Below are 23,692 nucleotides of genomic sequence, written 5' to 3'. Positions count from 1 at the left end.
GAAACCTTGTAGCCAGCCTGTGGGCATTTTTCGTCCTGAAACAGAAGCTTAATAAAGGGGCCGGGCAAGGCGCCCGGCCTGAAACAGCTGGATCAGTGGCTGCCGGAATGCCCGAAGCCACCAGCGCCGCGCTGGCTCTCGTCGAATTCATCCACCAGTTCGAAGTGCGCCTGGACCACCGGTACCAGCACCAGTTGGGCGATGCGCTCGCCCACGGCGATGTTGAATGCCGTTTGACCACGGTTCCAGCACGACACCATCAGTTCGCCTTGGTAATCGGAGTCGATCAGGCCCACCAGGTTGCCCAGTACGATGCCATGCTTATGGCCCAGGCCCGAGCGCGGCAGGATCAACGCAGCCAGGCCTGGGTCGCCGATGTACACCGACAGGCCGGTTGGGATCAGCAGGGTCTGGCCGGGCTCCAGGACGGTGTCCTGCTTGAGCATGGCCCGCAGGTCGAGGCCGGCGGAACCCGGTGTGGCGTAATGCGGCAGCGGGAATTCGGTGCCGATGCGAGGGTCGAGGATCTTGGCTTGTAGAGCGTGCATGTCAATTAAACCTGGTTCAGCCGTTCGGCGATAAAAGTGATCAGCTGGCGGGCAATCTTGCTCTTGCTGGTCTGGGCGAAAAGGGTGGCATGCAACTGGCGGTCGATCACGCTGCAGGCGTTTTCTTCGCTGTTGAAGCCAATGCTCGGGTTGGCGACGTCGTTGGCGACGATCAAGTCCAGGTTCTTGTCCTTGAGCTTGCGCGCGGCGTAATCGAGCAGGTGCTCGGTTTCGGCGGCGAAGCCGACACTGAACGGACGGTCCGGGCGGGTGGCGATGGTCGCGAGAATGTCCGGGTTGCGCACCATTTGTAGTAGCAGGCCGTCGCCGCTCGTAGGGTCTTTCTTAAGTTTTTGCGGGGCGACTACTTCGGGGCGGTAGTCCGCCACCGCCGCCGAGGCGATGAACAGGTCGCACGGGATAGCCGCTTCGCAGGCCGCCAGCATGTCCCGGGCGCTGACCACGTCGATGCGGGTCACCCGATCAGGGGTTGGCAAATGCACGGGGCCGGTGATCAGCGTGACCCGGGCGCCGGCTTCCACGGCGGCTTCGGCCAGGGCGAAGCCCATTTTCCCGGAGCTGTGGTTGGTGATGTAGCGCACCGGGTCGATGTTTTCCTGGGTCGGTCCGGCGGTGATCAGCACATGCTTGCCGGTCAGTGCCTGGCGCTGGAAGCAGTCGGCGGCGCACTGGGCCAGGTCGTTGGCTTCGAGCATGCGTCCCATGCCGACATCGCCGCAGGCCTGGCTGCCGGAAGCCGGGCCAAAGACTTTCAGGTCGCGGCTTTGGAGCAATTGCAGATTGGCCTGGGTGGCCGGATCGCGCCACATGGCCTGGTTCATGGCTGGCGCGAGGGCAACCACGGCGTCGGTGGCGAGCACCAGGGTGGTCAGCAAATCATCGGCGATGCCTTGGGCCAGGCGGGCGATCAGGTCGGCCGTGGCTGGGGCGATCAGCACCAGGTCGGCCCACTTGGCCAGTTCGATATGACCCATGGCGGCTTCGGCCGCCGGGTCGAGCAGATCCAAGTGGACCGGGTGCCCGGACAGGGCCTGCATGGTCAGCGGGGTGATGAATTCACTGCCGCCGCGAGTCATGACGACCCGTACTTCCGCGCCCTGGTCGATAAGCCTGCGGACCAGCTCGGCGCTCTTGTAGGCGGCAATGCCGCCGCCGACGCCCAGAACGATGCGTTTCCGATACAGCCGCTGCATAGGCCTGCCTTTCGATTTCAATGGTCAGTGCAGGACGAACCCCACGGCAGCAGCCTGCCTGGGTGCAAATCGCCTGCAAAAAAGATGGGCTACGATATCACAGCGACCGCTACGGAACAGCGGCGCCCACAATCAGGGAGATGCTATGAGTATTCGCGACTGGCCGGTGGCCGAGCGGCCACGGGAGAGGTTACTGGAGTTGGGATCGGCGAGTCTTTCGGACGCCGAGCTTTTGGCGATTTTCTTGCGCACGGGTGTGTCGGGTAAAAGCGCCGTGGACCTGGCGCGACATCTGCTGCATCAATTTGGTGGCCTGCGGGTTTTGCTCGAGGCTGATCTGCGTACCTTCAACGCACATCTGGGGCTGGGCCCGGCGAAATTCGCGCAGTTGCAGGCCGTGCTGGAGATGGGGCGTCGGCATCTGGCCGAAAATTTGCGGCGGGAATCGGTGCTGGAGAGTCCGCTGGCCGTGCGGGACTACCTCAAGGCCATGTTGCGTCACGAGCCTCATGAAGTGTTTGGATGTCTGTTCCTCGATTCCCGGCATCGGGTGCTGGCGTATGAGGCGCTGTTTCGCGGTTCCATCGACAGTGCGAGTGTCTATCCCCGGCAGGTGGTCAAGCGCGCCCTGGCCCATAACGCCGCAGCGTTGATCCTGTGCCACAACCACCCCTCCGGCAACACCGAGCCCAGCCAGGCCGACCGGGTACTCACTGAGCGGCTTCAGGAAGCACTGGAGTTGATCGATGTGCGGGTGCTCGACCACTTCATCGTCGGCGATGGTGAGCCGCTGTCCATGGCGGAGTATGGGTGGATGTAGCCACGGTCAGGCTTGAATAATCCCTTGTGGGAGCAAAGCTTGCTCGCGATAGCGGTTTTACAGCCAACGGAAGTGTTGTATGTAACGACGTCATCGCGAGCAAGCTTTGCTCCCACAGGGGGGGCTGGCAGTGGTTACTTGATACTGACCTTGGAGTAATCCTGCCGCCCAAACGGGCTGACCGAGTAACCCTGCACATCCTTGCGGGTCAGGGCGAACGCGGTCGGGTGCGCCAGGGGCAGCCACAGGGCCTGTTGCTGGATCTGCGCCTGGGCCTGCTCATAGAGTTTGGTGCGCACGCCCTGCTCGCTCGTGGTTTTGCCGGCACTGATCACTTTATCCAGGTCCGGGTTGCAATAACGGGCGAAGTTGGTGCCGGACTTGAGTGCCGCGCAGGAAAACTGCGGCGTGAGGAAGTTGTCCGGGTCACCGTTGTCACCGGCCCAGCCCATGAACAGCAAGTCATGTTCGCCGGCCTTGGCGCGACGGATCAGCTCGCCCCATTCGATCACGCGGATCTCGGCCTGAATGCCGATCTGCGCCAGGTCGGCCTGCAGCAGCTGCGCGCCCAGGCTGGGGTTGGGGTTCAGCAGGCTGCCGGAAGGGCGGGTCCAGATGGTGGTCTGAAAGCCGTCCTTCAAACCGGCCCTGGCCAGAAGATCACGGGCCTTGGCCGGGTCATGGGCGTAACCGGGCAAGTTTTTGGCGTAGCTCCAGGTGTTCGGAGGGTAGGGGCCCTTGGCCGCTTCGGCGGTGCCCTCGAAAACGGCCTTGAGGTAGCTGGCCTTGTCGAAGGCCAGGTTGACGGCTTGTCGAACCTCGGGCTTGTCGAAGGGCGGGTGCTGGCTGTTGATCGCCACGAACGCGGTCATGAAGGCGTCGGTCTGCGCCACTTTCAACGTCGGCTCCTGCCTGGCGGCCTGGACGTCCTGCGGCTTGGGTGACAGGGCGATCTGGCATTCGTTGCGCCGCAGTTTTTGCAGGCGCACATTCGCGTCCGGCGTGATGGCGAAGATCAGCGGATCCACCTGGGGCTTGCCGGCGAAATAGTCGTGGTTGGCCTTGTAGCGAATCGAAGCGTCTTTCTGGAACCGGTTGAAAATGAACGGGCCTGTGCCGATGGGCTGATTGTTGAGTGCTTCTGGCGTGCCGGCTTTCATCAGCTGATCGGCGTATTCGGCCGAATAGATGGAGGCAAAGCCCATGCTCAAGGTGGCCAGGAAGGTCGAATCCGCATGATCGAGGATGAAGCGCACGGTCAGCGGGTCCAGCGCGTCGATTTTCTTGATCAAGCTCGGTAGCTGCATGGACTGGGCGTGGGGGAAACCGCTCTGGGCGATTTTGTGCCAAGGGTTTGCCGGGTCAAGCATGCGTTCGAAGCTGAACTTGACGTCCTCGGCGGTCAGATCGCGGCGCGGCGTGAAGTATTCGGTCCGGTGGAATTTGACCTGGGGGCGCAGCTTGAACACGTAGGTCAGTCCATCGGACGAGACTTCCCAGCTCTCGGCGAGGCTGGGGATGACCTTGCCGCTGGCGGTGTCGAAATCCACCAGGCGATTCATCAGCACGTCGGCGGATGCGTTGGTGGTGGTCAGCGAATTGTACTGAACGACATCGAATCCTTCCGGGCTGGCCTCGGTGCAAACGCTCAGGGCGGCGGCCTGGGCCAGCGGGCTGATCAGCAGAGGGGCGAGCAACAGTGGGAGGGCAGCGAGGCGCATGGTCGGTTTCCTGTGCAAGTCGAAGGCCCATCTGCATGTGCAGTCTGGAAAAGACCTACCCTAGTGGCCTCGTTGGAAAATAACTATCCCCTTTTTGCATTTTCCGGCACCCTGCGGCGCTGTATTAACGGCTCAAGCTCGGCATCGGTTAAAAAAACCGGCCTGCAGCGACGAGCGGTCAAAGGCGGCGCCAGCCTGTGCCCCAGCCGTTCGGGGGCGTTACGCGTCGCTTTCCAACGAAGACAAATCACACCGGCAGTTGTTGCACTGTGGTCTTTCTGGTATAAAGCAGCGCTCTTTTCTAGGGGCCCGGTTCCTTCACTGTAGGTGTAGCCGGTAAGACCCTTAAAGAAACGCGGCGCCTGGCGCCAAATGACTGAGAGATTAAGCGGCCAACCCATGCCGGGTTGGGCATGTGGTTTTAGAGGGCTGAGGCATGTCGAGAGTCTGTCAAGTTACCGGTAAGGGTCCGGTGACTGGGAATAACATTTCCCACGCAAACAACAAAACCCGTCGTCGTTTCCTGCCGAACCTGCAGCATCACCGCTTCTGGGTTGAAGAAGAGAAACGTTTTGTGCGTCTGCGCGTATCTGCCAAAGGCATGCGTATCATCGACAAGCGTGGCATCAGTGTCGTGCTCGCCGAACTTCGCCGCGATGGCAAGATTTAAGGGAGCTAATCATGCGTGAATTGATTCGTTTGATCTCGAGCGCCGGTACTGGTCACTTCTACACTACCGACAAGAACAAGCGTACTACCCCGGACAAAATCGAGATCAAGAAATATGATCCGGTTGTTCGCAAGCACGTGATCTACAAGGAAGGCAAAATCAAGTAATTGATTTTTCCCTACTTACGAAAAAGGCCCGTATCGCAAGATACGGGCCTTTTTTGTTGCCGGATTTTTGTTGCCTATTGGGGCCTCATCGCGAGCAGGCCAGGTCTAACGATGCAAATCCTCAAATCTTCTGTTCAAACACCACATAAATCTTGCGGCACGCCTCCAACACTTCCCAAGTGCCGGTGAACCCCGCCGGGATCACGAAGCGGTCGCCGGCCCGCAGGGTCTTGGCATTGCCATCATTGTCCCGCAGCACGGAAACGCCCTGGACAATCTCGCAGTATTCATGTTCGGTGTAGTTGACCGTCCACTGGCCGACCGCGCCTTCCCACACGCCTGCATTCATTTGCCCGCAAGGGCTGCTGTAGTGGTTGAACACCGTTTGTTCGGGATCACCCTTGAGTACCTTGGCTGCGTCCGGGCGATAGCGTTCGGCGGTGGTACTGGCCTGACTGAAATCGACGATGTCCTGGATGCTCATGCGGCAATTCTCCGGTAATGACGGCGCGAATGGCTGGAAGAGCCAAAGTCTATGTTTATTAAAACGAACATCGCAAGGCCGTTTGCCAGCGTTGTGTCAAATATATTGAAACATTACCAGCCGCTGGTTTAGGGTGGCGGGTGCCCCGCGCCGAAAACAGGCCGGCTGGGCAGAATTCGTGGAGCGCTGCGCATCGCGTGGCGTTCTTACTCAATAAGAGGAGGACACTCGCATGACCACCCTGACTCGTGCCGACTGGGAACAACGCGCCCGCGACCTGACCATCGAAGGCCGTGCCTTCATCAACGGCGAATACACCGACGCGGTGTCCGGCGAAACCTTTGACTGCCTCAGCCCGGTGGATGGCCGTGTGCTGGGCAAGATCGCCAGTTGCGACGTCGCCGACGCCCAACGTGCCGTCGAAAACGCCCGCGCCACCTTCAACTCCGGTGTCTGGTCGCGCCTGGCGCCGAGCAAGCGTAAAGCGACCATGATTCGCTTTGCCGGCCTGCTCAAGCAGAACGCCGAAGAACTGGCGCTGCTCGAAACCCTGGACATGGGCAAGCCGATCAGCGACTCCTTGAATATCGATGTTCCCGGTGCAGCTCAAGCGTTGAGCTGGAGCGGTGAAGCCATCGACAAGATTTACGATGAAGTGGCCGCGACCCCCCACGATCAGTTGGGCCTGGTGACCCGTGAACCGGTGGGCGTCGTAGGCGCTATCGTGCCGTGGAATTTCCCACTGATGATGGCCTGCTGGAAGCTCGGCCCGGCGCTGTCCACCGGTAACTCGGTGGTGCTCAAGCCGTCGGAAAAATCCCCGCTCACCGCTATCCGCATTGCCGCATTGGCAGTGGAGGCCGGTATTCCCAAGGGCGTGCTCAACGTGCTGCCGGGCTACGGCCACACGGTTGGCAAGGCCCTTGCCCTGCACATGGACGTCGATACCCTGGTGTTCACCGGTTCCACCAAAATCGCCAAGCAACTGATGGTTTACTCGGGCGAGTCCAACATGAAGCGTGTCTGGCTGGAAGCCGGCGGCAAGAGCCCGAACATCGTGTTCGCCGATGCCCCGGACCTGCAAGCCGCCGCCGAGTCCGCCGCCAGCGCCATTGCCTTCAACCAGGGCGAAGTCTGCACCGCGGGCTCGCGACTGTTGGTGGAGCGTTCCATCAAGGACACCTTCCTGCCGCTGGTGATTGAAGCGCTCAAGGGCTGGAAACCTGGCAACCCCCTGGACCCGGCCACCAATGTCGGCGCCCTGGTGGATACCCAGCAGATGAACACCGTGCTGTCCTACATCGAGGCCGGTCACAGCGACGGCGCCAAGCTGGTGGCCGGCGGCAAGCGGATCCTCGAAGAAACCGGCGGTACCTATGTCGAGCCGACGATTTTCGACGGGGTGAGCAACGCCATGAAAATCGCCCAGGAAGAGATTTTCGGTCCGGTGTTGTCGGTCATCGCTTTCGATACCGCCGAGGAGGCCATCCAGATTGCCAACGACACGCCGTACGGCCTGGCCGCGGCGGTATGGACCAAGGACATTTCCAAGGCTCACCTGACCGCCAAGGCGCTGCGTGCTGGCAGCGTTTGGGTCAACCAGTATGACGGCGGCGACATGACCGCACCGTTCGGCGGCTTCAAGCAGTCGGGTAACGGCCGCGACAAGTCGCTGCATGCGTTCGACAAGTACACCGAGCTGAAGGCGACCTGGATCAAGCTCTGACAGGGGCGGCCCCGGATCCTGTTCGGGGCTGCATGCAGTGCTGGTCCCCTGTGGGAGCGAGCCTGCTCGCGATAGCGGTGTGACAGTCGACGACTCTGTTGAATGTTGCGCCGCTATCGCGAGCAGGCTCGCTCCCACAGTGTTTTGTGGGGCCTGAAAATCGATAACTATCCACAGGAGCGTGGAAATGCGTTGGGCGACCTATTTCGCCGTGTTGGCATCTGTCCTGAGTGTCGGCTTGGCGCTGGGCGTGAGCATGCCGCTGGTGTCGCTGCGTCTGGAAGGCTGGGGTTATGGTTCGTTTGCCATCGGGGTGATGGCCGCCATGCCGGCCGTTGGGGTGCTGGTCGGGGCCAAGGTGTCGAGTCGGCTTGCGGCGCGGTTCGGCACGGCGGCGTTGATGCGCTTGTGCTTGTGGGGTGGGGCGGTGTCCATCGGGTTGCTGGCGCTGTTGCCCAGCTATCCGGTCTGGTTGGTGCTGCGGCTGATGATCGGCGTCGTCCTGACCCTGGTGTTCATTCTGGGTGAAAGCTGGATCAACCAACTGGTGATCGAACAATGGCGCGGACGGTTGGTGGCGTTGTACGGCAGCAGCTACGCCCTGAGTCAGTTGTCTGGTCCGTTGCTGCTGGGCGCGCTGGGGACTGATCACGATTATGGCTTTTGGGTGGGTGTCGGTCTTTTGCTGGTTTCGCCGTTGCTGTTGCTGGGGCGCAGCGGCGCGCCCAGCAGTGAAGCCTGCAGCGTCACTTTCAAGGATCTCTGGGCGTTTTGTCGTGGGTTGCCGGCAATCGCCTGGGCGGTATCGTTGTTCGCGGCGTTCGAGGCAATGATCCTGACCTTGTTGCCGGTTTACTGTTTGCGTCAGGGCTTCAGCGCCGACATTGCGCTGGCGATGGTCAGCACGGTAGTGGTCGGTGATGCCTTGTTGCAGTTGCCCATTGGCGCCCTTGCGGACCGCCTGTCGCGCCGGTCGTTGTTCACTGGCTGTGCGGTGGCGCTGATGCTGTCGAGCCTGGCGGTTCCACTGCTGATCGATACCTTGCTGATCTGGCCACTGTGGGTGCTGTTTGGCGCCAGCGCAGGCGGGTTGTTCACCTTGTCACTGATCCTGATCGGCGAGCGTTATCGCGACGATGCACTGGTGCGGGCCAACGCCCATATTGCCCAGTTGTGGGGGATCGGTTGTCTGATTGGCCCGCTGGCGGCGGGGGCGGGCAGTCAATGGATCAGTGGGCATGCGCTGCCCTTGTTCATGGCCGCGGGAGCGTTCGGCTTGGTGGTTCTGTTGTTGCGCCAAGGGGCGTTTGGCGCCACGCAACCTGCCTGAACAAAGTGAAGCCTTGGGAAACGTGCTGAACCCGGGGCTTCTACAGCATTCGCTCCAGCCCAACGGTGGTGGCGAACCAGGCGTTGAAGCGGCGCCACCAACTGCCGGGTTCGCGGTCCAGGTCATGCAGTTGGCCGTTGTCTTCGGTGGTCCATATCAGCTTCCCGTCCTTCAGGCGGGCCTGGTAACTCAAGGCCGGTGCCATGCCCTGCAAGGCCAGTTCGCGCACTTGGCCGGCGAGTTCGGGACTGTCGACCAAGACCCCCACTTCGGTGTTCCACAGCACTGAACGCGGATCGAAATTGAACGAGCCGATGAAGGATTTCTTCCGGTCGAAGATGATCGCCTTGCTATGCAGGCTGGAGTCCGATTCGCCGTAGGACTTGCTGTAGAACAAATGGGGGCTGCCACCCGTGTCCCCGGGCTGGCGACGCAATTCGTACAGCCGCACCCCATGTTGCAGCAAAGCCCTGCGATACGGCGCGTAACCGCCGTGCACCGCCGGTACGTCGGTGGCCTCCAGGGAGTTGGTCAAAAGACTCACCGCCACTCCGGCATCGGCGCGGCTGGTCAGGTAGACCAACCCTGGCTGGCCGGGTACAAAGTAGGCCGAAATCATGATCAGTTCTTCACTGACCCCCGTCAGCTCCGGGCCCAATTGCGTGGTCAGCAACAACTGCGGGTCAGGCTCATCCCTGGCCAGTACTTTGCTGGGTGCATCCCACAGCGCCTGGTTCCAGGCCCAGATCAATTGCCTGCGCCAGATGTCCAGGCGCGGTTGGGTCCGGTAGGAGGTCAACTGCTGGTAAAGCGCGTGATTTTCCTTGTGCGTCTGCTCCAGTGACTCTTGCAGGCGTAGGCGGCTGTTGGCCAGATCCTTGGGGGTTGGCCGACGGGACAGGAATTGTTCGATGGGTTTGCTCAGGGCGCTGTTCCAGTATTGGTCGAAGCTGTGCCCCAATTGTTCGGCCACCGGCCCAACGCCAAGCAGGTCGATGTCGGTGAAGTTCAGGTTGGGTTCGGCGTCGAAATATTCATCCCCCAGATTGCGACCGCCGACGATGGCCATGCTGTTGTCCGCCAGCCAAAGTTTGTTGTGCATGCGCCGGTGTTGCAGTGAGAGGTTGAGCAGCCGCCCGAGGCTGCGGGTTACCCCGGTGGCGCGCCCCAGATGAAGTGGGTTGAACAGGCGTATCTGGATCCGCGGATGAGCGGCGAGGGTCGCGATGATCTGATCCTGGCCATCGCTGGTGGTGTCATCCAGCAGGATGCGCACGCGTACGCCGCGGTCGGCGGCTTTGAGCAATTCATCCACCAGCATTCGCGTGCTGATGCCGTCATGAACGATGTAGTACTGCAAATCCAGGCTGCTTTGGGCGTTGCGGATCAACTCGGCCCGGGCGGAGAAGGCGTCGGTACTGTCAGATAGCAGGCGGAAACCCGAGCGTCCCTCGTGTGGAGCGGCCTGGGCCTGTACCGAGCGTCCGAACGAAGATTCGGTTGCCGGGAGCGCCTGGGAAGGTTCGCGGGTGATGTCAAAACTGGCACAGCCGCCCAGCAGCGAGGCGACTAGCAGGAGCACAGGCAGGATGGGTCTGGGTCTCACGTAGGCTCGTTCCGCTTGTTTGCGTTGATCGGCTTGTGGGTGCTGCTTCCCTGAGTAAAGCTCAGACGGCGTCGAGTCGGGTTTCGTTCAACAACGCAATGGCCGCGGCGCCGACCTTGCGGACGGCGTCCTCGATCTGTGCCGTTGGTTTGGCAGCGTAGTTCATGCGCAGGCAATTGCGGTACTTGCCCGAGGCGGAAAATATGCTGCCGACCGCCACCTGCACGCCCTGGTCATGCAGGACCCGATTAAGCTTGAGTGTATCGAAGCCTTCGGGGAGTTCGACCCAGAGCATAAAGCTGCCGCGCGGGCGGCTGGCGCGAGTACCCGCTGGAAAATAGCGGCTGACCCAGTCGATCATGACGTCGCGATTGCGTTGGTATTGGCTGCGCATCCGCCGCAAATGCGGTTCGAAGTGCCCGCCCTTGAGAAACTCCGCAATGGCTATCTGCGGTTGCGGTGCGGTGGAGCCGGTGCTGATGTATTTCATGTGCAGCACCCGTTCCAGATAGCGGCCGGGTGCGACCCAGCCCACTCGCAAACCCGGTGCCAGTGTCTTGGAAAAAGAACTGCAGAGTAGGACGCGGCCATCGTCGTCGAAGGATTTGATCGTGCGGGGGCGCGGGTAGGTGTAGGCCAGTTCCCCATACACATCGTCCTCGATAATCGCCACGTCGAAGCGCTGCGCCAAGGTCAGCAACGCGCGTTTGTTGGCCTCGGGCATGATGTAGCCTAGCGGGTTGTTACAACTGGGCGTCAACTGTATGGCCTTGATGGGCCACTGTTCCAGCGCCAGCTCCAGGGCCTCCAGGCTGATGCCGGTCAGTGGATCGGTGGGGATTTCCAGGGCCTTCATGCCCAGGCCCTTGAGGGTTTGCATGGCGCCGTGAAAGCTGGGGGAGTCCACCGCGACGATATCGCCTTGTTCACAGGTGGCGCGGATGCTGACCGACAGCGCTTCGTGACAGCCCGTGGTGACGATCAGGTCGCCGGCTCCCAGTTTGCAACCCGAGTCCAGCGACAGGCGAGCGATCTGTTCGCGCAGCGCGAGGTTGCCGTAGATGTTGTCGTAATACAGGCCCGGCATGTCTTGCCGGCGGCTGATCTGCGCAAGGCTGCGCAACAGCGGTTTCATGGTCGGCGAGTTGATATCCGGCATGCCTCGGCCCAGTTGCACCACGTCTTTGCGTGGTACCGAGCGTATCAGCTCCAGCACCTGGTCCCATTGGGAGATGTCCACCGGTCGTTGGGCTGGGCGACCCACTACCGGCAGGTCCGGCAGTTCACGGCTGGCCGGTACGAAATACCCTGATTTGGGTTTTGGCATCGCCAGCCCGCTGTCCTCCAACACGCGATAGGCCTGCTGCACCGTACTCAGGCTGACACCGTGCTCCATGCTCAGCGCGCGCACTGACGGCAGCCGGTCGCCGGGACGGTAGAAGCCCTGTTCGATGCGGGTGCCGAGCAATTCGGCGAGGTTCACATAAAGGGTCATGGCGCGCTCTCGATGAAGTGGACAACGGTAACCAATACAGTTGCGGCGGAAAAAGACAATTCAGTGTCGAAAAGCCGCAATCTGTATGCATGGAAAACACATTGTTTGAATCTGTATTGATTATGGCCGTCCGCGCATCATGAAAGCTCTGGCTACCCAAGTAAACAGGAGCGATCAAAATGAACGGCTTGAGCGATGTGCGGCTGACGTTACACAGCCAGGAACTGGCGGCGGGGCAGGAAAAGGAGCTACGCAATGCGATGTTGCACAGTGCCCCGTCCAGCCTGAGCCGCTGGGCCCTGTTCTGGCGTCGTCTGCATACACGCAAGGCCTTGTTGGAGCTCACACCGGAACAGTTGCGTGATATCGGGCTGAGCCGAGAGCAGGCGCGGGAGGAGGGCTTGAAGCCGTTCTGGCGGCTTTGAAGCGGTACCGGGCCTGAAACTGCTATCGCGGGCACGCCTTGCTCTTACAGCCCTCTTTCAATCTGTGCGAGCAAGGCGTGCCCGCGATAGCGTCACCAGTAGCGCTGGGCGCTTTAAACCAACTCTTTCAACCGATGCCACAGCATCCCCAGTGCCAACAGTGGCGAGCGCAGATGCTTTCCGCCCGGGAAGGTCATGTGCGGCACCTGGGCGAACAGATCGAAACCACCACTCTGTTGCCCACTGATGGCTTCGGCCAACAGCTTGCCGGCCAGGTGCGTGGCATTCACTCCGTGGCCGGAGTAGGCCTGGGCGTAGTACACGTTGGGCTGATCCTTGAGTCGACCGATCTGCGGCAAGCGGTTGGCGCCGATGCCGATCATCCCGCCCCATTGAAAGTCGATTTTCACCTGCGCCAGTTGCGGGAACACCTTGAGCATTTTCGGACGCATGTACGCGCCAATGTCTTGCGGGTCACGACCCGAGTAATGGCAGGCTCCGCCGAACAGTAAGCGTCGATCCGCGGAAAGCCGGTAGTAATCCAGCGCCACCCGTTGATCACAGACCGCCATGTTCTGCGGCAACAACGCCTGGGCCTGAGCCTCGCTCAAAGGTTCAGTGGCGATGATGTAGCTGCCGGCGGGCAGCACTTTGCCGCTGAGTTCCGGGTTGAGCCCATTGAGGTAGGCGTTGCAGCCCAGCACCAGGGTCTTGGCCCGGACCGCGCCCTGTTGGGTATGCACCTTCACTTCCGGGCCGTAATCAATGCGCGTGACCGCCGATTGCTCGAACAGCCGGACCCCCAGTTGCTGCGCGGCGCAGGCTTCGCCCAAGGCCAGGTTCAGCGGATGCAAATGGCCCGAGCCCATGTCGATCAGGCCGCCGACGTAGCGATCCGAACCCACCACACTGTGCATTTCGTGGGCTTGCAGCAGCCGGGTCTGATGGTGATACCCCAGGCTGCGCAGCTCTTCAGCGTCCTCAGCGAAACCTTCCAGATCGCTTGGCTTGTTGGCGAGGTCGCAATAACCCCAGGTGAGGTCGCAGTGGATCTGAAAGCGCTCGACCCGTTGACGGACGATTTCCACCGCCTCAAGGCCCATGAGCTTCATCTGGCGTACGCCGTCGGCACCGATGACCGGGGCGAACTGATCGAGGCCATGACCGACGCCGCGAATCAGTTGACCGCCGTTGCGCCCGCTGGCCCCCCAGCCGATCTTGTGCGCTTCCAGCAGCACTACGCTCATGCCGCGCTCGGCCAGTTCGATCGCTGTGTTCAACCCCGAGAACCCACCGCCTACCACGCAGACATCCGCCACCAGCTCGCCCTGCAGCAGCGGATGATCCGGTTGCGGCAAGCTGCTGGCGGCGTAGTAAGAGGCGGCGTGCGAATGGCTCGGGACAGGTTGCTGAACACGGGCGTTCATGTGCGTAATCCTGATTATTGTGTTTGAGAAATTTTACGGAGCATAAGCCGGGGATTCGTCCATGGGCAACACCGGTCGGTTGGCGCTGTCTGGGACAGGGCTTTTCGTGCAAAATCCTGCCTTGTCCCGTCTCGGTAGCCGCTTCGATGAGCTGCAACAGTCAAAAAATCCGCACGCTGCGCCAACAGATTCCCTCGTTCGAGTGCGTACCGGGCTGCCATGACTGCTGCGGGCCAGTGACCACCTCGCCCGAGGAAATGGCCCGCTTGCCACGCAAGACTCGCGCCGAACAGGACGCGGCCATGGAAGCGCTCGACTGCGTGCACTTGGGACCCAATGGCTGCACGGTCTATGACGAGCGGCCGCTGATCTGCCGGTTGTTCGGCACCACGGCGACCTTGCCGTGTCCCAATGGCCGGCGGCCGGTGGAACTGATTCATCCGCGGGTCGAGAAGCAGATTCACGAATATATGGCCAGCACCCGGCAGGTATTGGTGTAGCCAAGAACGCCCCTCAATCCGGAATCGGCAGGTTCAAGCTCTCCTTCACTTCTTCCATCACGATGTAGCTCTTGGATTCGCGCACGTGGGGCAGCTTGAGCAGGATGTCGCCCAGCAGCTTGCGGTACGAAGCCATCTCGGAAATCCGCGCTTTCACCAGATAGTCAAAGTCGCCTGACACCAGATGGCATTCGAGCACGTGAGGCAATTTCAGCACCGCGCGCCGGAATTCTTCAAAGGTGTCGCCGGATTTGTAGTCGAGGCTGATTTCGACGAACACCAGCAGACTGCCCTTCAGATGCTGCGGATTGAGCCGGGCGTTGTAGCCCATGATGATTCCCTCGCGCTCCAGGCGACGAACCCGCTCGGTGCAGGGGGTGGTGGAGAGGCCGACCTTTTCCCCAAGCTCCGTAAAGGAAATCCGTCCATCCGCCTGGAGGATGCGCAGGATGTTGCGGTCGATCTTGTCCAGCTCACGTTTGGTCTGAGTGTTGGTCCGCACAGGTGATGCTCCTCCATGAAAAGGGTTTTTGCCGAGAATTCTCGCCAAATATAGGCATTTATATAGTGAAAAGCACTGCCTGATCTTTTCTAAACTGCGCACATTACGGTCTGTACAACAAAACGTCAGCGGTTATCCGCGATGAGGGCTTCAACATGCGCGTTCTGGTTTTAGGTAGCGGCGTCATCGGTACCGTCAGTGCTTACTACCTGGCCCGTGCCGGGTTTGAAGTCGTGGTGGTTGATCGTCAGCCGGCGCCAGCCATGGAAACCAGTTTTGCCAATGCCGGCCAGGTGTCGCCGGGTTATGCCTCGCCGTGGGCCGCACCAGGTGTGCCACTCAAGGCCATCAAGTGGCTGTTGCAGCGCCACGCACCGCTGGCGATCAAAGCCACCGCTGACATCGACCAGTACCTGTGGATGGCGCAGATGCTGCGCAACTGCACTGCCAATCGTTATGCCGTGAACAAGGAGCGCATGGTGCGTCTGTCCGAGTACAGCCGCGACTGCCTCGACGAACTGCGCGCCGAAACCGGGATTGCCTACGAAGGCCGCAGTCTGGGGACCACTCAATTGTTCCGTACCCAGGCTCAGGTTGATGGTGCGGCCAAAGACATCGCCGTGCTGAAAGAGTCCGGTGTGCCCTTCGAAGTGCTGGACCGTGAAGGCATTGCCCGCGTCGAGCCGGCATTGGCCAATGTCACCGACATCCTGGCGGGTGCCTTGCGTCTGCCCAATGACCAGACTGGCGACTGTCAGATGTTTACCACGCGTCTGGCGCAAATGGCCGTAAAACTGGGTGTGGAATTCCGCTTTGGCCAGGACATCCAGCGCCTGGACTACGCCGGTGATCGCATCAACGGCGTCTGGATCGACGGCAAGCTGGAAACCGCTGACCGCTACGTCCTGGCCCTGGGCAGTTATTCACCGCAATTGCTCAAACCGCTGGGCATTCGTGCGCCGGTGTATCCGCTCAAGGGTTATTCCCTGACGGTGCCGATCACCAATCCGGCGATGGCTCCGACCTCGACCATTCTCGACGAAACCTACAAGGTCGCGATTACCCGGTTCGATAACCGCATCCGTGTGGGCGGCATGGCGGAAATCGCCGGTTTTGACCTGTCTCTCAACCCGCGTCGGCGTGAAACCCTGGAGATGATCGTCAACGACCTTTATCCTCAGGGCGGCGATCTGGCCCAGGCCAGTTTCTGGACCGGTCTGCGTCCGACCACTCCGGATGGCACACCGATCGTGGGCGCCACCCCGTTCAAGAACCTGTTCCTGAACACCGGCCATGGCACCCTCGGTTGGACCATGGCCTGTGGTTCCGGGCGCTTGCTAGCGGACCTGATGGCGAAGAAAAAACCACAGATCAGCGCCGAAGGCCTCGATATTTCCCGTTATGGCAGTAAACACCAGGAGTCTGCAAAACATGTCAATCCAGCGCCAGCTCACCAATGACCGCATGAGTCAGGTCGTCCTGCACAACGGCACTGTTTACCTGGCCGGGCAGGTTGGTGACGACATGAGTGCCGGTATCGAACAGCAGACCCGTGAAACCCTGGCCAATATCGAGCGTTTGCTGGACCTGGCCGGGACCGACAAAAATCATCTGTTGTCGGTGACGATTTACCTGAAAGACATCGACGCCCATTTCGAAGGCATGAACGCGATCTGGGACAAATGGCTGCCCAAGGGCGTCGCGCCGGCCCGGGCCACTGTGCAAGCCAAACTGTGCGAACCGGAAATCCTGGTGGAGCTGTCCGTCGTGGCAGCGCTGCCCTAAACCCGGAAAACGATCCCTCTTGCGGTGCTGTTGGTGGTTCATGCCGTCAGCCAGCGCCGTTTTTTTTACCTAGTCCGCCTAGAAGCCTGCCGCCATGCGTCCTGCCCGTGCTCTGATCGACCTTCAAGCCTTACGTCACAACTACCAATTGGCCCGCGAAGTGACGGGGGCCAAAGCTCTTGCGGTGATCAAGGCCGATGCCTATGGGCACGGCGCAGTGCGCTGCGCCGAGGCTTTGCAGGACACGGCCGATGGGTTTGCCGTGGCTTGCATCGAAGAAGCGCTGGAACTGCGGGCCGGCGGGATTCGTGGGCCGGTCTTGCTGCTGGAAGGATTCTTCGAGGCCGATGAACTGTCGCTGATCGTCGAACACGATTTCTGGTGTGTGGTGCATTCGTTGTGGCAGCTCGAAGCGATTGAAAACGCGACCCTGAGCAAGCCGATTACGGTCTGGCTCAAGCTCGACTCGGGGATGCATCGGGTGGGGCTGCATCCGGCGGATTATCAGGCGGCCTATCGTCGACTGCTGGCCAGCGGCAAGGTGGCGAAGATCGTGTTGATGAGCCATTTCGCCCGCGCCGATGAACTGCACGATCCCAGCAGCACCGAGCAACTGGCCGTGTTCGAGGCGGCCCGCCAGGGGCTGGCGGCGCAGATCAGTTTGCGCAACTCCCCGGCAGTGCTGGGTTGGCCGCAGATACCAAGCGACTGGGTGCGGCCAGGCATCATGCTGTACGGTGCGACCCCCTTCGAGGAAGCCAACGCCGTCGCTGCGCGGCTGCAGCCGGTCATGACTCTGGAGTCCAAGATCATCAGCGTGCGTGAATTGCCCGCCGGCGAGCCGGTGGGGTATGGCGCCCGTTTTGTCACCGCGCAACCGACGCGGGTCGGCGTGGTTGCCATGGGATACGCCGACGGTTACCCGCGCCAGGCGCCGAACGGTACGCCGGTGCTGGTGCACGGGCAGCCTAGTCAACTGGTCGGTCGGGTCTCCATGGACATGCTGTGTGTCGACTTGACGAATATCCCCAACGCCGGGCTCGGTTCGACCGTGGAGCTGTGGGGCAAGACTATCCTGGCCAGTGATGTCGCGAAGGCGGCCGGCACGATTCCTTATCAGATTTTCTGCAACCTGCGCCGGGTTCCACGGCTCTATTCCGGGGGCTGACGCAAAGCGCAATCTACCGAAAGTCGCTTCACCGCACGGGATTGAGGTCAAAGTGTTGTAAATACTGAACGCTGTCGCCATGATAACGCTCACTTTCCACACAACCTGATTCCCTGGAGGCTCCAGCATTGGACGTCGGTGAACGACTGCAATCCATTCGTAAACTCAAAGGCCTTTCCCAGCGTGAACTCGCCAAGCGCGCGGGCGTCACCAACAGCACCATTTCGATGATCGAGAAAAACAGCGTCAGCCCCTCGATCAGCTCGCTGCGTAAGGTCCTTGGCGGGATTCCCATGTCCATGGTCGAGTTTTTCTCCGAAGAAATTCTGCAGGAGAAACCGACTCAGATCGTCTACAAAGCCAATGAACTGATCGACATTTCCGACGGTGCCGTCACCATGAAACTGGTGGGCCGGGCGCACCCCAGCCGGGCGATTGCCTTTCTCAACGAGATCTACCCGCCTGGCGCCGATACCGGTGACGAGATGCTTACCCATGAGGGCGAAGAGACCGGGATTCTGGTGGAAGGGCGGCTGGAGTTGGTGGTCGGCGCCGAAACCTTCGTACTCGAAGCGGGCGATAGCTACTATTTCGAGAGCACCAAGCCACACCGTTTCCGTAATCCGTTCGATGCGCCGGCGCGACTGATCAGCGCAGCCACACCGGCCAATTTCTAGGAAAAGAGGCGCCGTGCCCGGACGGCAAAGGCGCCCGAAGGATGAGCTGTCATGACAAACAAGACCCTTGCGACTTTGGGGTTGTTTCAGTGTGACGGCCTTCCCGCTATACTTGCGCCCGCCTGCAAACCGTGGCCGCAGGCGTGACTAGCCACCATTGAGGGTGTACGCGTGAATCTAATTATGAAAATGCTGGCTGCACCAGCAACCGTATTGGCCCTATGGGCAGCCAGTGTCCAAGCAGCGCCCAACGACGAAATCGCCAAGCGCCTTGAACCGGTCGGCCAGGTCTGCGTTCAGGGGCAGGAATGCAAGGGCATGGAGGTCGTGGCTTCGGCTGGCGGCGGTGGAGCCAAGACGCCGAAGGATGTTATTGCAAAACACTGCAATGCTTGCCACGGCACCGGCCTGCTGGGCGCTCCGAAAATCGGCGACACGGCTGCCTGGAAAGAGCGCGCCGATCATCAGGGCGGCCTCGACGGCATCCTGGCCAAGGCGATCACTGGCATCAACGCCATGCCGCCTAAAGGCACCTGCGCCGATTGCTCGGATGAAGAGCTCATGGGCGCGATCAAAGAGATGTCGGGTCTGTAATAGCCAGCATCTTCCGCAAGAAAGCCGCTTACGAGCGGCTTTTTTGTGCCCGGTGGTTTTACAAAGGCTGTTCATCGCAACCAAGACCCGGCAAGCTCGGTCCAACCCACATTCATGGAATGTCCCGGAGGGTCGGATGGTGCAGTTGTGTTCAATCGAACAGGCGGTGGATGACGTACTCGCGCGCCTGCCAGCGCACATTCATCTGGGCATGCCCCTGGGGTTGGGCAAACCCAATCTGTTCGCCAACGCCCTGTACCGGCGTATCGCGCAACTGCCTGAGCGACAACTGACCATCTACACCGCTCTGAGCCTGGGCCGACCCAATCTGGGCGATGGTTTGCAGAAGCGCTTTCTCGAGCCCTTTATCGAACGGGTCTTTGGCGATTATCCGGAACTGGATTACCTGGCCGATCTGCACCGTGACAGCCTGCCGGCCAACATCCACGTTCAGCAATTCTTCCTGCAACCGGGCAGCCTGTTGCACAGCGAGTCGGCCCAGCAGGATTACGTCAGCAGCAACTACAGCCACGCCGCGCGGGACATCAATGCCGCTGGCTTGAACCTGATCGCGCAACTGGTGGCCAGTGATGCGCAGCATCCTGACCGCCTGAGCCTGAGTTGCAACCCGGACATCACCCTCGACCTGTTGCCGATGGTCGCCAAGCGGCGTGCAGCGGGGGAGACCATCCTCATGGTGGGCCAGGTTCACAGTGATCTGCCCTACATGCCCGGTGATGCGGAAGTCGGCATCGACACGTTCGACCTGTTGATCGACGAAAAGGACAGCCACACGCTGTTTTCCACGCCGAACATGCCGGTGGGGTTTCAGGATCATATGATCGGCCTGCACGCCAGTGCCCTGGTGCGTGACGGCGGTACGTTGCAGATCGGCATCGGCTCCATGGGCGATGCGTTGACGGCGGCGCTGCTGGCGCGTCAAGCCGACAATGCCGCTTACCAGGCGTTGCTGGCGGAGCTGAATCTCAGCCAGTGGGCGCAGTTGATCGAGCGTGAGGGCGGGGTCGAACCCTTTGCCAAAGGGTTGTACGGTTGCAGCGAAATGTTCGTCAACGGCTTGCTGGTGCTGGCAGAGGCCGGAATTATCCGGCGCAGGGTCTATCCCGACGAGCCGACCCAGGAACGAGCCAACGCCGGCACCCTCGACGAGGCGGCGCAACCCGATGGCATCTGCATCCATGGCGGATTCTTCCTCGGCCCTCGCAGTTTTTACGAACGCTTGCGCGAGTTGCCCCAGAGTCGGCGCCTCGAATTCAACATGACCCGCATCAGTTACATCAACGAGCTGTACGGCCAGGAAAGACTCAAGCGCCTGCAGCGACTCGATGCACGTTTTATCAACACGGTTTTCACCATGACCTTGCTGGGCGCCGGGGTGGCGGACCAACTGGAAGATGGTCGCGTACTCAGCGGCGTCGGCGGGCAGTACAACTTCGTTGCCCAGGGCCATGCGCTGGAGGGCGGGCGCTCCATTCTGCTTCTGCGCAGTTGGCGCGAGGCGGGGGGCGAGATCAGTTCGAACATCGTCTGGGAATACGGCCATTGCACCATTCCCCGACACTTGCGAGACATCGTGGTGACTGAATACGGTATCGCTGACCTGCGGGGCAAGACTGATGCCGCGGTGATCGAGGCGCTGCTGAACATCAGCGACTCACGCTTCCAGCCGGAGTTGATCGAGCAGGCGCAAAATGCCGGCAAGTTGCCGAAGGATTTTCGCCTCGATCCGCGCTTCGCCGAGAACACCTCGGAACGCTTGCAGGCCATCCAGGCACGGCATCCGAATTTGTTCCCGGAGTATCCGCTGGGCAGCGATTTCGACGGGGTGGAGCGGGACCTGTTGCGGGCGCTGAACTGGCTCAAGAGCAAGTTCAAACTCACCGAAATGCTGGAGCTGGGCAAGGCTGCACTGGATGCGCCGCCGCCGTCGGAGTTTCCCGAGCATTTGGAGCGGATGCAGTTGGCGAGCCCCGAAGGGCTGAAAGAAGAGCTGGGTCAGCGCTTGTTGCTCGCTGGTCTCAAGATCACCGCGCCTTAACGGCCACTTCAAAGCCCCTGTGGGAGCGAGCCTGCTCGCGATAGCGGACTGTCAGTCAACATTGGTGTTGGATGTGCCGGCCTCATCGCGAGCAGGCTCGCTCCCACAGGGACGCAGGGCGATTATTCGATAAAGGTCACGACACCACCGGCCAGCGATTGCACCCGGGCCAACGATTCAACGCGATAGCCTTGGGCATCCAGCTCCGCACGTCCACCCTGGAACGATTTCTCGATCACGATCCCCAAGCCTGCCACGGTGGCGCCGGCCTGTTTGATGATGGAGATCAGTGCCTGGGAGGCCTTGCCGTTGGCCAGGAAGTCATCAATGATCAGTACCCGGTCGCTGCTGGTCAGGTGGCGCGGGCTGATGGCCACGGTGCTTTCGGTCTTTTTGGTGAACGAATACACGGTCGCGGACAACAGGTTCTCCGTCAGGGTCAGAGAGTGTTGCTTGCGGGCGAAAATCACCGGAACGCCCAGGTTCAGGCCGGTCATGATCGCCGGGGCAATGCCCGAGGCTTCGATGGTAACGATTTTGGTGATGCCCGAGTCCTTGAACAGCGCGGCAAATTCGTCGCCGATCAGCTTCATCAATTGCGGGTCGATCTGGTGGTTCAGAAAAGCATCGACTTTCAGAACCTGATCGGAAAGTACGATGCCGTGTTCACGAATTTTCTGGTGCAGGGCTTCCATCAAGCCTCCTTTAATGACGCCTTCGGCGCCCCTGGATTTGGTAAAAAGTTCGGTAAAAAGTAGTCGATTCTAGCGCTTGAGCATCGCTCGTATATCGGCCAGGGCGCTATTGCCGCGAACGGCCTTGACCTCGGTCGGTGTGTCGTCATTGCCTTCCCAGGCCAAGTCGTCTGGCGGCAGCTCATCGAGGAAGCGGCTCGGGGCGCAGTCGATCACCTCGCCGTATTGCTTGCGCTTGGCGGCGAAGGTAAAGGCCAGCGTCTGACGTGCGCGGGTAATACCGACGTAGGCCAGGCGCCGTTCTTCTTCGATGGTGTCGGCTTCGATGCTGGAGCGGTGGGGCAGGATTTCTTCTTCCATGCCCATGATGAACACGTAGGGGAATTCCAGGCCCTTGGAGGCGTGAAGGGTCATCATCTGCACGCCTTCGGCGCCGTCTTCCTCTTCCTGCTGGCGTTCGAGCATGTCTCGCAGCACGAGTTTGCCGATGGCGTCCTCGACGGTCATGTCGCCGTCTTCGTCCTTTTCCAGAGTGTTTTTCAACGCCTCGATCAAGAACCAGACGTTGCCCATGCGGTAGTCCGCGGCCTTGTCACTGGAGCTGTTGGTACGCAGCCAGTTCTCGTAGTCGATGTCCATGACCATGCTGCGCAGCGCCGAGATCGGGTCTTCGCCGGCGCACTGTTCGCGCACCTTGTCCATGAAGCGCTTGAAGCGCGCCAGACGGTCGGTGAAGCGGCTGTCCAGATGCTCGCCCAGGCCGATTTCGTCGGTGGCGGCGTACATCGAGATTTTGCGCTCGGTGGCGTAGTTGCCGAGTTTTTCCAGGGTGGTCGAGCCGATTTCCCGGCGTGGGACGTTGATCACTCGCAAGAAGGCGTTGTCGTCGTCCGGGTTCACGATCAGGCGGAAATAAGCCATCAGGTCCTTTACTTCCTGACGGCCGAAGAAGCTGTTGCCCCCCGACAGGCGATAGGGGATCTGGTGATGCTGCAATTTCAGCTCGATCAGCTTGGCCTGGTAGTTACCGCGATACAGGATGGCAAAATCGCTGTACGGCCGGTCCGTGCGCAGGTGCAGGCTGAGGATTTCCATGGCCACGCGCTCGGCTTCGGCGTCTTCGTTGCGGCAGCGAATCACGCGGATCTCGTCGCCGTGGCCCATCTCGCTCCACAGTTGCTTTTCGAACTCGTGGGGGTTGTTGGAGATCAGCACGTTGGCGCAGCGCAGGATGCGGCTGGTGGAGCGGTAGTTCTGCTCCAGCATCACCACTTTGAGCGACGGATAGTCTTCCTTGAGCAACATCAGGTTTTCCGGCCGCGCACCACGCCAGGCGTAGATCGACTGGTCGTCGTCGCCCACCACGGTGAACTGGTTGCGGATGCCGATCAGCAGCTTCACCAGCAGATACTGGCTGGCATTGGTGTCCTGGTATTCATCCACCAGCAGGTAGCGGACCTTGTTCTGCCATTTCTCGAGGATGTCGGCGTGGTCCTGGAACAGCTTGACCGGCAGCAGGATCAGGTCGTCGAAGTCCACCGCGTTGAACGCCTTGAGCGTGCGCTGGTAATGGGCGTACACGATGGCGGCGGTCTGTTCCTTGGGATTGCGGGCGTTTTCCAAGGCTTGGGGCGGCAGGATCAGGTCGTTTTTCCAGGCGCCGATCATGTTCTTGATCTCGTCCACGCCGTCGTCGCCCGAATATTCCTTTTGCATGATGTCGGTCATCAGCGCCTTGACATCGGTCTCGTCGAAAATCGAGAAACCCGGCTTGTAGCCCAGCCGTGCATGTTCCTTGCGGATGATGTTCAGGCCCAGGTTGTGGAAAGTGCAGACTGTCAGGCCGCGGCCTTCACCAGGGCGCAGCAGGCCGCCAACCCGCTCTTTCATTTCCCGGGCAGCTTTGTTGGTGAAGGTCATGGCGACGATGTACTGGGCGCGGATACCGCAGTTCTGGATCAGGTGCGCGATCTTGCGGGTGATCACACTGGTCTTGCCGGAGCCTGCACCGGCGAGCACCAAAAGAGGGCCGCCGACATAGTTCACGGCTTCTTGCTGCCGGGGATTGAGTCGGGACAT

At 60.7% G+C, this 23,692-nt stretch carries 23 protein-coding genes; 13 read left to right on the top strand and 10 right to left on the bottom strand.

The features are described 5' to 3' along the window. Nucleotides 1-92 precede the first annotated feature (92 nt). Together dut and coaBC are read right to left on the bottom strand one after the other, a co-directional pair. Nucleotides 93-548 carry a dUTP diphosphatase gene (dut, locus tag HQ912_RS00115; RefSeq protein WP_173406319.1) on the bottom strand — a complete coding sequence of 152 codons (456 nt, stop codon included), beginning with the start codon at nt 546-548 and terminating at the stop codon, nt 93-95. Nucleotides 549-553: 5 nt separating this feature from the next. Continuing rightward, entirely contained in the window at nt 554-1,762 is a 1,209-nt protein-coding gene (coaBC, locus tag HQ912_RS00110) for a bifunctional phosphopantothenoylcysteine decarboxylase/phosphopantothenate--cysteine ligase CoaBC (RefSeq protein WP_047226163.1), read from the bottom strand. Nucleotides 1,763-1,907: 145 nt separating this feature from the next. Here coaBC and radC point away from each other — a divergent pair, with 145 nt between their 5' ends. After that, nucleotides 1,908-2,582, top strand: a complete 675-nt coding sequence (gene radC, locus HQ912_RS00105; RefSeq protein ID WP_047226162.1) for a RadC family protein — start codon at nt 1,908-1,910, stop codon at nt 2,580-2,582. A gap of 134 nt (nt 2,583-2,716) precedes the next feature. On the opposite strand, the gene HQ912_RS00100 is transcribed toward radC, so the two are convergent. After that, on the bottom strand, nt 2,717-4,303 hold the full coding sequence (locus HQ912_RS00100) for an ABC transporter substrate-binding protein (protein ID WP_076383090.1): 1,587 nt from the start codon (nt 4,301-4,303) through the stop codon (nt 2,717-2,719). A gap of 436 nt (nt 4,304-4,739) precedes the next feature. Between HQ912_RS00100 and rpmB the strand changes: the two genes are divergently transcribed. Both rpmB and rpmG read left to right on the top strand, forming a co-directional pair. Next, nucleotides 4,740-4,973 (top strand): 50S ribosomal protein L28, encoded by a 234-nt coding sequence (gene rpmB, locus HQ912_RS00095; RefSeq protein WP_003229474.1) that lies wholly within the window; start codon nt 4,740-4,742, stop codon nt 4,971-4,973. Between the two features lie 11 nt (nt 4,974-4,984). Next, nucleotides 4,985-5,140: a 50S ribosomal protein L33 gene (gene rpmG, locus HQ912_RS00090; protein WP_003177274.1), complete on the top strand. Its 156-nt coding sequence runs from the start codon at nt 4,985-4,987 to the stop codon at nt 5,138-5,140. A gap of 121 nt (nt 5,141-5,261) precedes the next feature. Here rpmG and HQ912_RS00085 read toward each other — a convergent pair whose 3' ends face one another. Beyond that, complete coding sequence (locus tag HQ912_RS00085; RefSeq protein WP_173406318.1) at nt 5,262-5,624, bottom strand: cupin domain-containing protein; 363 nt, start codon at nt 5,622-5,624, stop codon at nt 5,262-5,264. A gap of 232 nt (nt 5,625-5,856) precedes the next feature. Here HQ912_RS00085 and HQ912_RS00080 point away from each other — a divergent pair, with 232 nt between their 5' ends. Both HQ912_RS00080 and HQ912_RS00075 read left to right on the top strand, forming a co-directional pair. Then, the gene (locus HQ912_RS00080; protein ID WP_107321363.1) at nt 5,857-7,350 is read left to right on the top strand and encodes an aldehyde dehydrogenase; all 1,494 of its coding nucleotides are present in this window, start codon (nt 5,857-5,859) and stop codon (nt 7,348-7,350) included. A gap of 187 nt (nt 7,351-7,537) precedes the next feature. Continuing rightward, a complete protein-coding gene (locus tag HQ912_RS00075) occupies nt 7,538-8,680 on the top strand; it encodes an MFS transporter (protein ID WP_047226158.1) in 1,143 nt (380 codons plus the stop codon). 40 nt (nt 8,681-8,720) lie between these two features. On the opposite strand, the gene HQ912_RS00070 is transcribed toward HQ912_RS00075, so the two are convergent. Both HQ912_RS00070 and HQ912_RS00065 read right to left on the bottom strand, forming a co-directional pair. Further along, nucleotides 8,721-10,286 (bottom strand): phospholipase D family protein, encoded by a 1,566-nt coding sequence (locus tag HQ912_RS00070; protein ID WP_047226157.1) that lies wholly within the window; start codon nt 10,284-10,286, stop codon nt 8,721-8,723. 61 nt (nt 10,287-10,347) lie between these two features. Continuing rightward, entirely contained in the window at nt 10,348-11,781 is a 1,434-nt protein-coding gene (locus HQ912_RS00065; protein WP_047226156.1) for a PLP-dependent aminotransferase family protein, read from the bottom strand. Nucleotides 11,782-11,960: 179 nt separating this feature from the next. Here HQ912_RS00065 and HQ912_RS00060 point away from each other — a divergent pair, with 179 nt between their 5' ends. After that, nucleotides 11,961-12,206, top strand: coding sequence for a DUF1127 domain-containing protein (locus tag HQ912_RS00060; RefSeq protein WP_047226155.1), 246 nt, complete (start codon nt 11,961-11,963; stop codon nt 12,204-12,206). Between the two features lie 113 nt (nt 12,207-12,319). Here the strand turns inward: HQ912_RS00060 and HQ912_RS00055 are convergent, their stop codons facing one another. After that, nucleotides 12,320-13,633: an NAD(P)/FAD-dependent oxidoreductase gene (locus HQ912_RS00055; RefSeq protein WP_047226154.1), complete on the bottom strand. Its 1,314-nt coding sequence runs from the start codon at nt 13,631-13,633 to the stop codon at nt 12,320-12,322. 146 nt (nt 13,634-13,779) lie between these two features. On the opposite strand from HQ912_RS00055, the gene HQ912_RS00050 reads away from it, so the two are divergent. Then, nucleotides 13,780-14,133 (top strand): YkgJ family cysteine cluster protein, encoded by a 354-nt coding sequence (locus tag HQ912_RS00050; protein WP_003206850.1) that lies wholly within the window; start codon nt 13,780-13,782, stop codon nt 14,131-14,133. Between the two features lie 13 nt (nt 14,134-14,146). Here the strand turns inward: HQ912_RS00050 and HQ912_RS00045 are convergent, their stop codons facing one another. Continuing rightward, the gene (locus HQ912_RS00045; RefSeq protein ID WP_003206849.1) at nt 14,147-14,635 is read right to left on the bottom strand and encodes an Lrp/AsnC ligand binding domain-containing protein; all 489 of its coding nucleotides are present in this window, start codon (nt 14,633-14,635) and stop codon (nt 14,147-14,149) included. A gap of 155 nt (nt 14,636-14,790) precedes the next feature. On the opposite strand from HQ912_RS00045, the gene dadA reads away from it, so the two are divergent. The 6 genes from dadA to HQ912_RS00015 all read left to right on the top strand — a co-directional run bounded on the left by dadA (nt 14,791) and on the right by HQ912_RS00015 (nt 20,918). Beyond that, nucleotides 14,791-16,095 carry a D-amino acid dehydrogenase gene (dadA, locus tag HQ912_RS00040; RefSeq protein ID WP_047226153.1) on the top strand — a complete coding sequence of 435 codons (1,305 nt, stop codon included), beginning with the start codon at nt 14,791-14,793 and terminating at the stop codon, nt 16,093-16,095. Beyond that, nucleotides 16,067-16,420 carry a RidA family protein gene (locus HQ912_RS00035; protein ID WP_047226152.1) on the top strand — a complete coding sequence of 118 codons (354 nt, stop codon included), beginning with the start codon at nt 16,067-16,069 and terminating at the stop codon, nt 16,418-16,420. Before dadA ends, HQ912_RS00035 begins: the two co-directional genes overlap by 29 nt. Nucleotides 16,421-16,514: 94 nt before the next feature. Then, complete coding sequence (gene alr, locus HQ912_RS00030) at nt 16,515-17,588, top strand: alanine racemase (RefSeq protein WP_047226151.1); 1,074 nt, start codon at nt 16,515-16,517, stop codon at nt 17,586-17,588. Nucleotides 17,589-17,716: 128 nt separating this feature from the next. Further along, a complete protein-coding gene (locus HQ912_RS00025) occupies nt 17,717-18,265 on the top strand; it encodes a cupin domain-containing protein (protein WP_047226150.1) in 549 nt (182 codons plus the stop codon). Nucleotides 18,266-18,448: 183 nt separating this feature from the next. Further along, the gene (locus HQ912_RS00020) at nt 18,449-18,859 is read left to right on the top strand and encodes a c-type cytochrome (RefSeq protein WP_047226149.1); all 411 of its coding nucleotides are present in this window, start codon (nt 18,449-18,451) and stop codon (nt 18,857-18,859) included. A 136-nt stretch (nt 18,860-18,995) separates the two neighbouring features. Then, nucleotides 18,996-20,918 carry an acetyl-CoA hydrolase/transferase C-terminal domain-containing protein gene (locus HQ912_RS00015; RefSeq protein WP_076383086.1) on the top strand — a complete coding sequence of 641 codons (1,923 nt, stop codon included), beginning with the start codon at nt 18,996-18,998 and terminating at the stop codon, nt 20,916-20,918. Nucleotides 20,919-21,040: 122 nt separating this feature from the next. On the opposite strand, the gene HQ912_RS00010 is transcribed toward HQ912_RS00015, so the two are convergent. After that, the gene (locus HQ912_RS00010; RefSeq protein WP_047226147.1) at nt 21,041-21,613 is read right to left on the bottom strand and encodes a xanthine phosphoribosyltransferase; all 573 of its coding nucleotides are present in this window, start codon (nt 21,611-21,613) and stop codon (nt 21,041-21,043) included. Between the two features lie 69 nt (nt 21,614-21,682). Beyond that, a complete protein-coding gene (gene rep, locus HQ912_RS00005; protein ID WP_107321364.1) occupies nt 21,683-23,692 on the bottom strand; it encodes a DNA helicase Rep in 2,010 nt (669 codons plus the stop codon).

The sequence above is a fragment of the Pseudomonas sp. MPDS genome (genome assembly GCF_013283895.1).
GTDB classification, from domain to species: Bacteria; Pseudomonadota; Gammaproteobacteria; order Pseudomonadales; family Pseudomonadaceae; genus Aquipseudomonas; species Aquipseudomonas rhizophila.
The sequence above is the reverse complement of the archived record's forward strand: the minus strand, read 5'-3'. Positions and strand labels throughout refer to the sequence as shown.

Coding starts and splice junctions, on each gene's coding strand:
- dut (WP_173406319.1), bottom strand. CDS start 548: ATGCACGCTCTACAAGCCAAGATCCTCGACCCTCGCATCGGCACCGAA.
- coaBC (WP_047226163.1), bottom strand. CDS start 1,762: ATGCAGCGGCTGTATCGGAAACGCATCGTTCTGGGCGTCGGCGGCGGC.
- radC (WP_047226162.1), top strand. CDS start 1,908: ATGAGTATTCGCGACTGGCCGGTGGCCGAGCGGCCACGGGAGAGGTTA.
- HQ912_RS00100 (WP_076383090.1), bottom strand. CDS start 4,303: ATGCGCCTCGCTGCCCTCCCACTGTTGCTCGCCCCTCTGCTGATCAGC.
- rpmB (WP_003229474.1), top strand. CDS start 4,740: ATGTCGAGAGTCTGTCAAGTTACCGGTAAGGGTCCGGTGACTGGGAAT.
- rpmG (WP_003177274.1), top strand. CDS start 4,985: ATGCGTGAATTGATTCGTTTGATCTCGAGCGCCGGTACTGGTCACTTC.
- HQ912_RS00085 (WP_173406318.1), bottom strand. CDS start 5,624: ATGAGCATCCAGGACATCGTCGATTTCAGTCAGGCCAGTACCACCGCC.
- HQ912_RS00080 (WP_107321363.1), top strand. CDS start 5,857: ATGACCACCCTGACTCGTGCCGACTGGGAACAACGCGCCCGCGACCTG.
- HQ912_RS00075 (WP_047226158.1), top strand. CDS start 7,538: ATGCGTTGGGCGACCTATTTCGCCGTGTTGGCATCTGTCCTGAGTGTC.
- HQ912_RS00065 (WP_047226156.1), bottom strand. CDS start 11,781: ATGACCCTTTATGTGAACCTCGCCGAATTGCTCGGCACCCGCATCGAA.
- HQ912_RS00060 (WP_047226155.1), top strand. CDS start 11,961: ATGAACGGCTTGAGCGATGTGCGGCTGACGTTACACAGCCAGGAACTG.
- HQ912_RS00055 (WP_047226154.1), bottom strand. CDS start 13,633: ATGAACGCCCGTGTTCAGCAACCTGTCCCGAGCCATTCGCACGCCGCC.
- HQ912_RS00050 (WP_003206850.1), top strand. CDS start 13,780: ATGAGCTGCAACAGTCAAAAAATCCGCACGCTGCGCCAACAGATTCCC.
- dadA (WP_047226153.1), top strand. CDS start 14,791: ATGCGCGTTCTGGTTTTAGGTAGCGGCGTCATCGGTACCGTCAGTGCT.
- HQ912_RS00035 (WP_047226152.1), top strand. CDS start 16,067: ATGTCAATCCAGCGCCAGCTCACCAATGACCGCATGAGTCAGGTCGTC.
- alr (WP_047226151.1), top strand. CDS start 16,515: ATGCGTCCTGCCCGTGCTCTGATCGACCTTCAAGCCTTACGTCACAAC.
- HQ912_RS00020 (WP_047226149.1), top strand. CDS start 18,449: ATGAAAATGCTGGCTGCACCAGCAACCGTATTGGCCCTATGGGCAGCC.
- HQ912_RS00015 (WP_076383086.1), top strand. CDS start 18,996: ATGGTGCAGTTGTGTTCAATCGAACAGGCGGTGGATGACGTACTCGCG.
- HQ912_RS00010 (WP_047226147.1), bottom strand. CDS start 21,613: ATGGAAGCCCTGCACCAGAAAATTCGTGAACACGGCATCGTACTTTCC.
- rep (WP_107321364.1), bottom strand. CDS start 23,692: ATGTCCCGACTCAATCCCCGGCAGCAAGAAGCCGTGAACTATGTCGGC.